Source organism: uncultured Tateyamaria sp. (genome assembly GCF_947487805.1).
Taxonomy (GTDB): Bacteria; Pseudomonadota; Alphaproteobacteria; order Rhodobacterales; family Rhodobacteraceae; genus Tateyamaria.
Map to the genome: position 1 here is coordinate 998,029 of NZ_CANKXW010000001.1, position 12,290 is coordinate 1,010,318.

Genomic DNA, 12,290 nt, shown 5'->3' on the forward strand with positions numbered 1-12,290 from the left:
GGGCGCGGCATCTGCGCCTTGCAAAGGAACACGGGATGACCCAAGGCTCTTCTGATCCCACCTTGCGCCCCGAGGCGCAGGCCGAGGACGTGGACCGCGCGCTGCGGCCACAGGTCCTCGACGATTTCGTAGGCCAGGCCGAGGCACGGGCCAACCTGCGCGTCTTTATCCAGTCGGCGAAACAGCGTGGCGAGGCGATGGACCACACGCTGTTCCACGGCCCCCCAGGTCTGGGCAAGACGACGCTGGCGCAGATCATGGCGCGCGAGCTGGGCGTGGGGTTCCGCATGACCTCCGGCCCCGTGCTGGCCAAGGCCGGGGATCTGGCCGCCATCCTGACAAATCTCGAGGCACGCGATGTGCTGTTCATCGACGAAATCCACCGCCTCAACCCGGCCGTCGAAGAGGTGCTCTATCCCGCGCTCGAGGATTTCGAACTCGATCTGGTGATCGGCGAAGGCCCCGCCGCGCGCACCGTCCGCATTGAATTGCAGCCCTTTACTCTGGTGGGGGCGACGACGCGGATGGGGCTTTTGACGACGCCACTGCGCGACCGTTTTGGCATCCCCACCCGGTTGCAGTTCTATACCGAGGATGAACTCTTTACGATTGTCGAACGCAACGCCCGCAAGCTGGGCGCGCCCGCGGACGAAGGCGGCGCGCGCGAGATCGCCAAACGTGCCCGCGGCACCCCACGGATTGCCGGGCGGCTCTTGCGCCGCGTGGTGGATTTTGCCGTGGTCGAGGGCGACGGGCGTGTGACCCAAGCGCTTGCCGATGCTGCGCTGACGCGTCTGGGCGTCGATCATCTGGGTCTGGACGGTGCGGATCGGCGTTACCTCCAACTGATGGCCGATCATTACGGCGGCGGTCCGGTGGGCGTCGAGACGCTGAGCGCGGCCCTGAGCGAGAGCCGCGACGCGCTCGAAGAGGTGATCGAACCCTATCTGTTGCAGCAGGGTCTGATCCAGCGCACGCCCCGTGGCCGGATGCTGGCGCAACGGGCCTGGCGGCATCTCGGGCTCGAGGCGCCGCGCCCGTCAGGCGATTTGTTTGAATAAGAGTGAACCATGCGAACGGACGAGATCGAAGCCCTCTTTCGCCGCGAGAGCGGAGACTACGTCTTTGCCCGCTGGGGCCGCCCCATCGCGCCGGTGGTGTTCGGCGTCACGGATGATACGCTGGGTGTGATCAAGGGCGCGATTGATGCCGTGTGCCAACTGGCGGGCCACGACACCGCCGAGACGGACACCGAACTGGGCGCGAACTTCATGTGGTTCTTCTTCAAGGACTGGGCCGAATTGCCAGAGGTGCCGAGCCTCGACCGCATGATCCCGGACCTTGGTCCGCTCGTTGCGCGGTTGCAGGCGGCGGATGCCAACCAGTACCGCATCTTCCGCTTTGACGAACACGGCGCGATCAAGGCGTGTTTCGTGTTCCTGCGGATGGATGACGCGCTGGCGGCTGTGTCGGCGGACACACTCGCGCTCAGCCAGGTGGTGCAGTCGGTGCTCTTGTGGTCCGATCTGGCGTTCCGGGATCGTTCGCCCTTGGCGGTGGCCGGTGACACAACCGTGTTGCGCCCTGACATTGCGGCGCTGATCCGCGCGGCCTATGATCCGGTGATGCCGGTGGCGGCGGAGGATGCGAGCCACGCGCTGCGTCTGAGCGCCCGGATCACGCCCGCGCAGTGACCTGTCCCCGCGGGGACAGAGCGCAAAAAACATGGCTGTCCCCGCGGGGACAGGGACAGGAACGGACAAACCGCAAGGATGCCACCATGCAAACGCTTCGCCTTTTGACAACCGCTCTTGCCCTGACCGCGACGGTCGCGGTGGCCCATCAGGGTGTGTCGAACCCTGCCGTGATGGCGCGTATGAACGCGATGAGCGACATCAGTGAGAACGTGAAAACACTTGGCACCATGGCCAAGGGGCAACGCGACTTTGACCGGCAGCTGGCGCGCGCGGCGGCGGCCAACATCGCCGATCACGCGGCGCGGTCCGTGGATCTCTTCGAGGCGCCCGAGACGGATCCCAAATCCGAAGCGCTGCCCGCGATCTGGGACAACTACGCCGACTTCACCGCGAAATCCATCGAGATGCAGCGCGTCGCGCAGGCGCTGGCGGGCTCTATCGAGACGCTGGCGGATGTGCAGGCGGGCATGGGGCCGTTGGGCCAGACCTGCACGGCCTGTCACAAGCTTTACCGCGAATAGCCGCGCGGCATCCCGTAGGGCACCGCGCGGCAGGTGTCTCGCCGCACTTGGGCGGTGGAGACTACGCGCCCTCTGACGGGACGCGCGATTGGGCGAGCGCGCGTGTTGCGGCTTGGAGCGCCACCCAATTCAGCGGGCCGCGGCGGCAGGCGGAGCTGATGCCCCTGTCGCGACAGAACTCGGTAAATGCGTTGATCGTTTTGGACGTCAGGTAGCCGCTGGCCCGGCCCGGCGCATATCCCAGTGCGCGCAGATCCTTTTGCAGCAGCCGGACATAGGCGTTCTTGTTGATCTTGTACGTGGTCAGAAGGCCACGCGCATAGAGATCAGCGGGCGCATCGTTCACGATATCTTCGGACACTGTCCAGAAGCGGCTGCCGTGTGTGCGGGCGGCAATATGAAGCCCTTCTTCGACCGCAGCCTTGGTCCGCAGGCCGGGCAATGCCAGAAGGCGTTGCCGCTGTGCCAGATCGTGCCGCGGATGGCCGCGTTTGCGCAGATACACCAGCAGGGTCTCGGCCGCGCGCATGTCCCCCGTCATGGCGCGCGCATCCAGTGCTGTCAGCACGGCATCCAGGCCCGCCACCTCAGCGCCGGTCTTGGCCACCAGAGCGACCAGCCGCAGTTGCGCGATCCGGTCGCCGCCATGGGCCAGTGTGGTCAGCGTGGCCAAGCCCGCGCCCGCATCAGAGGTTGCGCCAAACGCGTGAGTTGCATGTGCCCATGCCAATGTTGCGGCAGCGCCGGGGATGTCAGCCGTTGTCGCCGCCTGCAGGGCCGCGCGCGCGCCGTCTGCGTCGCCCGCCCGCAGCAGGTTTGCGCCCAGCGGCAACTGAGACCGCGTCCGCCCATGGGCCACCGCCCGGCGAAACTGGGTGATGGCCGCGTGCAGGTCAGGAGCAGTGCCGATGCCAGCCACATGGAAATGGCCCAGCCGGTCCATGGCGCGCGCATCGCCCTGCTGTGCCAGTGCCTCAATCATGCGGAATGCCGCTGCGGGATCTGTCGCGGCGAGATCCATTGCCGTGTCATAGCGCAGCCTGGCGGTGTCCGCCTGCAACATCGCCGGCAAACATACCGCAAAGGCCAACGCCATGAGCCATAAAACCAGTTTCATCATCACCGTACCTCCACGCACCTGACGACCCCTTTGTAAGGTGAAGGGTCCGGGCCGCGCGACGGCTCGAAAGTATAGGTCAGGACGCATTCGGATAGGCGCGGCATTGCGGGGGCAGGGCGGGCCGGGTAACAACAGGGCAGCCGTCCAAAGGAGCGCACATGACCCCGCACCGCTTTGCCCTGACCGTCTATTACGAAGACACCGACATGGCGGGCATCGTCTATTACGCCAACTACCTGCGCTATATCGAACGCGCGCGGTCCGAGATTGTCGAAGAGGTGGGCGTGGACCAGAACGCCATGCGGGCAAACGGCATCGTGTTCGCCGTCACGCGGGTCGAGGCGGATTACATCGGGTCGGCCCGGTTGGGGGATCGGCTGGAGGTGGTGACCACCCACAGGGCGGCCAGCCCGGTACGCTGGACCTTTGATCAGGAGGTGCAGCGGGACGGCGTGGTGATTTTCCGCGCGCATGTGGTCGCCGTGGCCATGACCACGGCCGGAAAACCCACGCGGCTTCCTGCGGAAATCCGCGCAATGGGCATAAAATAAGGCCGATCTGACGTCGAAGTGATAGCTTTCCCCTTTGCCGTGGCCTATGCTGACACACAATAAGGGACGGAAAAACCGACCCGAGAGCAGAGAGCAGGCGGATGGAAGCAGAGACCCTCGCCCTGGCGCAGGAGATTGATTTCTCACTGTGGGGGCTTTTCGCACGTGCAACGCTGACCGTGAAACTGGTGATGATCATGCTGATCGTCGCAAGCTTCTGGGCGTGGGGCATCATCATTCAGAAACTGATCCTTTACCGTCGCGCGCGGGTCGAGGCGGAGCGGTTTGATCGCGCGTTCTGGTCCGGTGAGCCGCTGGACGGCTTGTTCGAACAGATCGGGCCCGAGCCCAAGGGGGCGGCGGAGAAGGTATTTGCCGCCGGTATGATCGAGTGGCAGCGGTCGCACCGCGAGGATGGCGGGTTGATTGCCGGAGCCACCAGCCGGATCGACCGCAGCATGGACGTGGCGATTACCAAGCAGGCGGAGACGTTGCAGGGCGGGTTGACCGTTTTGGCGACTGTCGGGTCGTCTGCGCCGTTCATCGGCCTTTTTGGTACGGTGATCGGGATCATGAACGCCTTTATCGAGATCGCAGAGCAGCAGAACACGAACCTTGCCGTTGTGGCGCCGGGCATTGCCGAGGCGTTGCTGGCGACGGGCTTGGGGCTGCTGGCCGCGATCCCGGCGGTGATTTTCTACAACAAGCTGAGTGCGGACAGTGATCGCATCGTGGCGGGCTATGAGGCCTTTGCCGACGAGTTTGCGACGATCCTGAGCCGTCAGCTGGACGGCTGAGCCATGGGCGCGGGTGTGGTCCAGAAGGACGGTGGGGGCAAGCGGCGCAGGCGCGGCGGGGCGCGCACGCGTCCGATGTCCGAGATCAACGTGACGCCCTTTGTCGACGTGATGCTGGTGTTGCTGATCATCTTCATGGTGGCGGCGCCGCTGTTGACCGTAGGGGTGCCGGTGGAGTTGCCCAAGACGGCTGCGGGTGCTTTGCCCACCGATCAGGAGGAGCCGCTGACCGTGACGGTGACTGCCGCCGGTGCGGTGCAGATCCAGACCACGGATGTGGCGCGGGACGAGTTGGTGGCGCGGTTGCGCGGCATTGCGGCCGAGCGTGACAGCGACCGCGTGTTCCTGCGTGCGGATGGGGCGGTGCCCTATAGCGCGGTGATGGAGGTCATGGGGGCGCTGAACGCCGGGGGTTTTTCCAATATCGGGTTGGTCACGGATATCGGTGGCCCCACGCTGGACGGTGAGGGGCAGTAGCCTTGAACACGGGGCAGGTCATATCGGGGATCGGCCATGCGGGTCTGATCGGCTGGATCCTGTTTGGCGGGACGTTCCAGTCCGAACCGCTGCCCTTTGAGGTGACCGAGGTGTCGGTGATCTCGACGGATGCGTTCGAGGCGTTGTTGACCAATGGGCCGACGCCGGATGCGGCGACCAATGCGGCGCTGCCTGTGCAGCCCGATGTGACGCCCGACCCGATCGAGACGCCCGTGCCGGATGAGGTCGTGGAGGTGCAGCCGCCTGCGCCCAGCCCCGCGCCGGATCCCGACCCTTTGCCCGAACCGCCCTTGCCCGAGCCCGAGCCCGAGGTGGCGGATGACGCGCCCGTGCAGCCCGCGCCGCAGGAGCAGGCGGTGCTGGCGCCCGAGATCGCGCCGCGCCCGGTGCCGCGTGCCGCCGAACGTGTGGCGCCCGAGCCCGTCGCCCCGCCCACGCCCGAGGCCGCACCCGCCGATGTGCAGCAGGACGCGGTGACACCGGACGCGGAGGCGGACACGCCAGCCCCGGTCGAGGAGCAGGACGCGACGGCGCCCGAGGAGGCCACGACCGAGATCGTGACCGAGGCCGAAGAGCCCAGCGGCGCGCCCACCGCATCGCTGCGCCCACCCGCCCGCCGCCCCAGCGCGCCTGCGCCCCCCACCGAAACCGCCGCTGCGCCCGCGCCCGCGCCCACGGCGGACGTGGACGACGCGGTGCGTCAGGCGCTGGAGGGGGGTGGCGAGACGGATGTGCCGCAGGGTCCGCCGCTGTCGGCGGGGGAAAAGGATGCGCTGCGCGTAGCGGTATCCAGTTGCTGGAACGTGGGCTCGCTGTCTTCGGCGGCGCTTTTGACCACTGTGGTGGTGGCCGTCGACATGACACAGGACGCCAAGCCGGTCATCGCCTCGATCCGGATGCTGTCCAGTTCGGGAGGATCCGAACAGGCGGCCAGACAGGCATTCGAGGCCGCGCGCCGGGCGATTATCCGCTGTACGCGGGACGGGTATGGCTTGCCCGTTGAAAAATACGGCCAATGGAAAGAAATCGAGATGACGTTCAATCCCGAAAGGATGCGTATCAAATGATGTGTCGCATAGTTTGCATGGTGGTCGCCCTGACGGTCGCACTGATCCAGATGCCCGCCGCGGTCACCGCCCAGAACGGGCCGCTGCGGATCGAAATCACCGAAGGGGTGATCGAACCCTTGCCCGTTGCGATCCCCGATCTGGTGGCCGAAACGCCGGGCAGTGCCGAAATGGGCCAGCAGCTGAGCCGTGTTATCGCCGCCGATCTGGTGGGCACGGGCCTGTTCCGCGAGCTGCCCGCCAGCGCGTTTATCAGTCAGATCACCGATTTCGGCGCGCCGGTCCAATATGCCGACTGGAAGGCGATCAACGCACAGGCCCTGGTCACCGGGGCGGTGACGGTCTCGGGCAATCAGGTCACGGTCAAGTTCCGACTGCATGACGTGTTTTCGGGCGCGGAGCTGGGCGACGGGCTGCAATTTGCAGGCACCACGGACGGGTGGCGGCGCATCGCGCACAAAGTGGCCGATGTCGTCTATTCCCGGATCACCGGCGAGGGCGGTTATTTCGACAGCCGCGTCGTGTTCGTCAGCGAAAGTGGCCCCAAGGCGCAGCGGCGCAAGCGGCTGGCCGTCATGGACTATGACGGCGCGAATGTGCAGTACCTGACCGGCTCCGAAGCGATCGTGCTGGCCCCGCGGTTCTCGGCCACGGGCGACCGGGTGCTCTATACCAGTTATGAGACGGGATTTCCGCGCATCTACGTGCTGGACGTGGGCAGCGTGCAGCGGCGGGTGCTGGAAAGCCAGCAGGGCGTGATGAGCTTTGCCCCGCGGTTTTCGCCCGATGGGCGGACGGTGGTCTATTCGCTCAGCCAGGGCAGCAACACTGACATATATGCCATGGACATTGCCAGCGGTGCAGCACGGCGCCTGACCAGCGGCCCGGCCATCGAGACCGCGCCCAGCTATAGCCCCGATGGGGCACAGATCGTGTTTGAAAGCGACCGGTCGGGCACGCAGCAGCTGTATGTCATGCCCAGCGGCGGTGGCGAGGCGCGGCGGATCTCGTTCGGGGAGGGCCGTTATGGCACGCCCGTATGGTCGCCGCGCGGCGACCTGATCGCCTTTACCAAACAGTCCAAGGGCCGTTTCCATATCGGCGTGATGCGCACGGACGGATCCGAAGAACGGCTGCTGACCGCGTCGTTCCTCGATGAGGGGCCGACATGGTCGCCCAATGGCCGGGTGATCATGTTCGCGCGTGAAACACAGGGGGCCGCGGGGCGGTCGACGCTGTATTCGGTGGACATCACGGGCCGCAACCTGCGCCCGGTGCGCACGCCCGACGGCGGGTCGGACCCGTCGTGGGGGCCGTTGCAACGATAGGCGCGCGTTTCCTTGGCGGGGCAGACGTGGTACAAATAGGTTAACGACCAGAAGAACTGGCGGAATTCGCGAAGCGAGAGGCACGAGCACATGAAACTGAAGACACCGATTTTGATATTCTGCGCGGCGCTGTCCGTTGCGGCCTGTACCAACCCCAGCCGGTTTGGATCGGATGCGGGCGCGGGCACCGGGGCCGATGCGCTGGGTGGCGCGAATGCGGGCATCGTGCCCGGCAGCGCGTCGGATCCCACATCCGTGGCCTATTTCCAGCAGGCGGTGGGTGACCGGGTTCTGTTCGCGGTGGACCAGTCCACGCTGACGCCCGAAGGCCAACGCGTTCTGGACGGTCAGGCGGCATGGCTGCTGACCAACACGGATTTCACCGCCGTGATCGAGGGTCACGCGGACGAGCAGGGCACGCGGGAATACAACCTCGCGCTGGGCGCACGCCGGGCCGATGCGGCCCGCGCCTATCTGCAAAGCAAGGGCGTGCCCGGCGGGCGGATGCAGGTTGTCAGCTATGGCAAGGAGCGCCCGATCGAGGTGTGCAGTGAAGAGGCCTGTTACGCCAAGAACCGCCGCGCGGTGACGGTGCTGGCAGGTGGGTTGACCGGCTAGGTCACAAGGACCGGGGGAGTGAAGATGGTGCGAGTGATTGTGGGTGTCGTCATGGCACTGGCCCTGATGGGGCCGCGTGCCGCCATGGCGCAGGACGGAACGCTGGCCGATATACGGCAGGAGCTGACCGTTCTTTATGTCGAGCTGCAAAAGCTCAAGCGCGAGCTGTCGACGACCGGTGCTGCGACCACGACCCAAGGGTCGGGGTCCATGCTGGACCGTGTGAACGCCATTGAGATCGAGTTGCAGCGCCTGACCGGCAAGACCGAGGAACTGGAGTTTCGCATCGGGCGCGTGGTGACCGATGGCACCAACCGTGTGGGCGATCTGGAGTTCCGGCTTTGCGAGCTTGAGGCGGGCTGTGACATCGGGGCGTTGGGCGACACGCCGACCCTTGGCGGTGGTACAACGCCGGATGTGCCGGCGGTTGCGCCCGCGCCGCAGCCCCAGACCCAGCTGGCCACGCAGGAAGAGGCCGATTTCAAGCGGGCGCAGGAGGCGCTCGCGGCCCGTGACTTTCGCGCCGCCGCAGACCAGTTTGCGGCCTTTAATCAGACCTATCCCGGCGGACCGCTCCAGGTAGCGGCAGAGTTGGGGCGCGGCGAGGCGTTGGAGGGATTGGGCGATGTGCGCGAGGGCGCGCGGGCCTATCTGGCCGCGTTCACGCTGAACCAGCAGGGGCCGGAGGCGGCGGAGGCGTTGTTCCGTCTGGGTGCGGCCCTGGGCCGGTTGGGCCAGACCAACGAGGCCTGCGTGACGCTGAGCGAGGTTGGCGTGCGGTTTCCGGGCGCTGACGCGGTGGCAAGCGCGCAGGATGCGATGCGCAATATCGGCTGCGGCTGAGGCATGATCGCGCCGCTGATTGCCGCGATCGAAGAACAGCTGACCGGGCAGGTGCCTGACCGTCTGGCCGTTGCGGTGTCGGGAGGCGGCGATTCGGTGGCTTTGCTGGCGGTGATGGTCGAATATGTGCGCCGCACCGGGGCTGAACTGCATGTCATCACGGTGGATCATGGCCTGCGCGAGAGTGCCAAGGAAGAGATCGCCCTTGTCACGGACCTTTGTGCCAAGTGGGACCTGCCGCATCACGTGGAGTTCTGGAAGGGCTGGGCTGGCGAAGGCAACTTGCAAGCGCAGGCGCGGGACGCCCGGTACGAGCTGATGGCCGACTGGGCCTATGCGCATGACATCTCGCATATCCTGCTGGGCCACACGGCGGATGACCAGGCAGAGACGTTCCTGATGCGGCTGGCGCGCGGGGCTGGCGTGGACGGGTTGAGCGCGATGGTGCCGCGCCGGGTGCGGCACGGCATCACCTGGGTGCGCCCGTTTCTGCGGATCGAGCGGTCGGCCCTGCGCAGTTTCCTGCGGGCCGCACGGCTCGACTGGTGCGAGGACCCCAGCAACGAGAACCGCGATTTCGAGCGGGTGCGCGTGCGCGACGCGCTGACCATTCTGGGTACATTGGGCGTGCAGACCGAGACGCTGGTGCAGGTGGCGCACAACATGAGCAAGGCGCGCGAGGCGCTGGATTGGCAGACATTTCTGGCCGCGCGCGAGGTCGCGCAGCTGATCCGCGGGACGGTTGCGTTTGATCTGCGGCGGTTCCGGATGCAGCCCGAAGAGATCGGCCGCCGCCTGCTGCTGCACGCGCTGTCGTGGACGTCGAACGCAGCCTATCCGCCGCGACGTGAGGCGGTGGCCCGTACGCTTGGCGCGATACGTGCAGGCAAGGGCGCGACGCTGGATGGCTGCCAGATCATCGTGGAAAACAACGTCGTCTGGATCGCGCGCGAGTTGGAGGCGATCAAGGATGTCACCTGCGAAGTGGGGGACCTGTGGGACGAACGATGGGTCATCAGCGGCCCCGAAGACGACCCCGACCTGGAGGTGCGCGCACTGGGCTACGAGGCGCTTTCAGGCGTCGAGGGGTGGCGCGACACGGGCATACCGCGGGCCGTTTTGGCGGCCTCTCCGTCGGTGTGGTACGACGACCAACTGATCGCCGCCCCCATCGCCGGGGCGGACGCCGAATGGTCGGCGGAGTTGGAACAGGGGCAAGATGCCTTTTTCGCCGCACTTTTATCGCATTGAACAAACGGTAAGCATCTCTATCTTAGAGTAAACGCCTCGGGCCTCCGCCCGTCGGTGGCACGTATCAGGAGATTTTCCTTGGGAAACGCACGTAATATTGCCTTTTGGGTGGTTCTGTTCCTGCTGATCTTGGCCTTGTTCAACCTGTTTGGCGGGTCGGGCAACACGCTGCAAAGCCGTGAGATCAGCTATTCCGAGTTTGTGGACGCCGTCGAAGACGGATCGGTCAGCAATGTGACGCTGGACGGCGAACAGGTCCGGTTCCGCCGCGGGACCGAGGATTTCGTCACGATCAAGCCCGAGGATGCCGAGGTCACAGACCTGTTGATCGCCAACGACATCCCAGTGCGTGCGGAGCAACAACAGCAATCGGGCTTCCAGACATTCATCGTGTCGCTCTTGCCCTTCCTGCTGCTGATCGGTGTTTGGGTCTATTTCATGAACCGCATGCAGGGCGGCGGCAAAGGCGGCGCCATGGGCTTTGGCAAGTCCAAGGCCAAGATGCTGACCGAAAAGCATGGGCGCGTGACGTTCGACGACGTGGCGGGCATCGACGAAGCCAAGGACGAGCTGGACGAGATCGTGGAATTCCTGCGCAACCCGCAGAAATTCTCGCGCCTCGGCGGCAAGATCCCCAAGGGCGCGCTGTTGGTGGGCCCTCCGGGTACGGGTAAGACGCTGCTGGCGCGGGCCGTGGCCGGTGAAGCGGGTGTGCCGTTCTTTACCATCTCGGGCTCTGACTTTGTCGAGATGTTCGTGGGCGTGGGTGCATCCCGTGTGCGCGACATGTTCGAGCAGGCCAAGAAAAACGCGCCCTGCATCGTGTTCATCGACGAGATTGACGCCGTAGGTCGCCACCGGGGTGCCGGCTATGGCGGCGGCAACGACGAGCGCGAACAGACGTTGAACCAGCTGCTGGTTGAGATGGACGGTTTTGAGGCGAACGAAGGTGTGATCATCATCGCCGCCACCAACCGTAAGGACGTTCTTGACCCCGCGCTGTTGCGCCCCGGTCGTTTTGACCGTCAGGTCACCGTGGGCAACCCGGACATTAAGGGCCGCGAGAAGATATTGGGCGTGCATGCGCGCAAGACACCGCTGGGCCCGGACGTTGATCTGCGCATCATTGCGCGCGGCACGCCCGGTTTTTCTGGCGCCGATCTGGCCAACCTTGTGAACGAAGCGGCGTTGATGGCGGCACGGATCGGGCGGCGGTTTGTGACGATGCTGGATTTCGAGAGCGCCAAGGACAAGGTCATGATGGGGCCCGAGCGCCGCAGCATGGTCATGACGGCCGAGCAGAAGGAAATGACCGCCTATCACGAGGCAGGGCACGCGTTGGTGGGGCATCTGCTGCCCAAATGTGACCCTGTCTACAAGGCGACAATCATTCCGCGTGGCGGTGCATTGGGCATGGTGATGAGCCTGCCCGAGATGGACCGGCTGAACATGTTCAAGGATGAATGCCACCAGCGTCTGGCCATGACCATGGCGGGCAAGGCGGCGGAGATCCACAAATACGGACCCGATTCCGTGTCGAACGGCCCGGCGGGCGACATCCAGCAGGCCAGCGCGCTGGCCCGTGCGATGGTGCTGCAATGGGGCATGTCGGACAAGGTCGGCAATATCGACTATTCCGAAGCGGCGCAGGGCTATCAGGGCAACACCGGTGGTTTCTCGGTCTCGGCCAACACCAAGGAGTTGGTGGAGCAAGAGGTGCAGCGGTTCATTCAGGACGGCTATGAGTGGGCGCTGAAGATCATTCAGGAGAACGAGGAACAGTTCGAGCGTCTGGCCCAGGGCCTGTTGGAATACGAAACGCTGACCGGCGAAGAGATCGCGCGGGTGATGAACGGCGAGCCGCCGCAAAGCCCCGATGACGAGGATGGCGGGTCCAAGGTTGAGGACAAGAAACCCAGCCTGACCGCGATCCCCAAGGCCAAGAAGAAATCCGGCCCCTCGGGCGATGGCGGGATGGAGCCTGAACCCACCGGCTGAT

The 12,290-nt window shown here is 65.5% G+C and carries 13 protein-coding genes; 12 read left to right on the forward strand and 1 reads right to left on the reverse strand.

Annotation, left to right across the window (positions count from 1 at the left end):
• Positions 1-35 precede the first annotated feature (35 nt).
• From ruvB to Q0949_RS05025, 3 genes are all read left to right on the forward strand, one after another.
• Positions 36-1,061 (forward strand): Holliday junction branch migration DNA helicase RuvB, encoded by a 1,026-nt coding sequence (gene ruvB / locus Q0949_RS05015; protein ID WP_299369201.1) that lies wholly within the window; start codon positions 36-38, stop codon positions 1,059-1,061.
• A gap of 9 nt (positions 1,062-1,070) precedes the next feature.
• A complete protein-coding gene (locus Q0949_RS05020; protein ID WP_299369203.1) occupies positions 1,071-1,694 on the forward strand; it encodes a hypothetical protein in 624 nt (207 codons plus the stop codon).
• Between the two features lie 86 nt (positions 1,695-1,780).
• Positions 1,781-2,218 (forward strand): cytochrome c, encoded by a 438-nt coding sequence (locus Q0949_RS05025; protein WP_299369205.1) that lies wholly within the window; start codon positions 1,781-1,783, stop codon positions 2,216-2,218.
• 61 nt (positions 2,219-2,279) lie between these two features.
• Here Q0949_RS05025 and Q0949_RS05030 read toward each other — a convergent pair whose 3' ends face one another.
• The gene (locus Q0949_RS05030) at positions 2,280-3,356 is read right to left on the reverse strand and encodes a hypothetical protein (protein ID WP_299369207.1); all 1,077 of its coding nucleotides are present in this window, start codon (positions 3,354-3,356) and stop codon (positions 2,280-2,282) included.
• A 140-nt stretch (positions 3,357-3,496) separates the two neighbouring features.
• Here Q0949_RS05030 and Q0949_RS05035 point away from each other — a divergent pair, with 140 nt between their 5' ends.
• The 9 genes from Q0949_RS05035 to ftsH all read left to right on the forward strand — a co-directional run bounded on the left by Q0949_RS05035 (position 3,497) and on the right by ftsH (position 12,289).
• The gene (locus Q0949_RS05035) at positions 3,497-3,889 is read left to right on the forward strand and encodes a YbgC/FadM family acyl-CoA thioesterase (RefSeq protein ID WP_299369208.1); all 393 of its coding nucleotides are present in this window, start codon (positions 3,497-3,499) and stop codon (positions 3,887-3,889) included.
• A 101-nt stretch (positions 3,890-3,990) separates the two neighbouring features.
• The gene (tolQ, locus tag Q0949_RS05040) at positions 3,991-4,686 is read left to right on the forward strand and encodes a protein TolQ (RefSeq protein WP_299369210.1); all 696 of its coding nucleotides are present in this window, start codon (positions 3,991-3,993) and stop codon (positions 4,684-4,686) included.
• A 3-nt stretch (positions 4,687-4,689) separates the two neighbouring features.
• Entirely contained in the window at positions 4,690-5,163 is a 474-nt protein-coding gene (gene tolR, locus Q0949_RS05045) for a protein TolR (RefSeq protein WP_299141458.1), read from the forward strand.
• A 2-nt stretch (positions 5,164-5,165) separates the two neighbouring features.
• Entirely contained in the window at positions 5,166-6,251 is a 1,086-nt protein-coding gene (locus Q0949_RS05050; RefSeq protein WP_299369212.1) for an energy transducer TonB, read from the forward strand.
• The gene (gene tolB, locus Q0949_RS05055) at positions 6,251-7,579 is read left to right on the forward strand and encodes a Tol-Pal system beta propeller repeat protein TolB (RefSeq protein ID WP_299369508.1); all 1,329 of its coding nucleotides are present in this window, start codon (positions 6,251-6,253) and stop codon (positions 7,577-7,579) included. The genes Q0949_RS05050 and tolB overlap by 1 nt, the downstream gene beginning before the upstream one ends.
• Positions 7,580-7,669: 90 nt before the next feature.
• Positions 7,670-8,197: a peptidoglycan-associated lipoprotein Pal gene (gene pal / locus Q0949_RS05060; protein ID WP_299369214.1), complete on the forward strand. Its 528-nt coding sequence runs from the start codon at positions 7,670-7,672 to the stop codon at positions 8,195-8,197.
• A gap of 24 nt (positions 8,198-8,221) precedes the next feature.
• Positions 8,222-9,040 (forward strand): tetratricopeptide repeat protein, encoded by an 819-nt coding sequence (locus Q0949_RS05065; RefSeq protein WP_299369510.1) that lies wholly within the window; start codon positions 8,222-8,224, stop codon positions 9,038-9,040.
• Positions 9,041-9,043: 3 nt separating this feature from the next.
• Positions 9,044-10,291 carry a tRNA lysidine(34) synthetase TilS gene (tilS, locus tag Q0949_RS05070; RefSeq protein ID WP_299369216.1) on the forward strand — a complete coding sequence of 416 codons (1,248 nt, stop codon included), beginning with the start codon at positions 9,044-9,046 and terminating at the stop codon, positions 10,289-10,291.
• Between the two features lie 78 nt (positions 10,292-10,369).
• The gene (gene ftsH, locus Q0949_RS05075; RefSeq protein ID WP_299369218.1) at positions 10,370-12,289 is read left to right on the forward strand and encodes an ATP-dependent zinc metalloprotease FtsH; all 1,920 of its coding nucleotides are present in this window, start codon (positions 10,370-10,372) and stop codon (positions 12,287-12,289) included.
• Position 12,290: the final 1 nt, after the last annotated feature.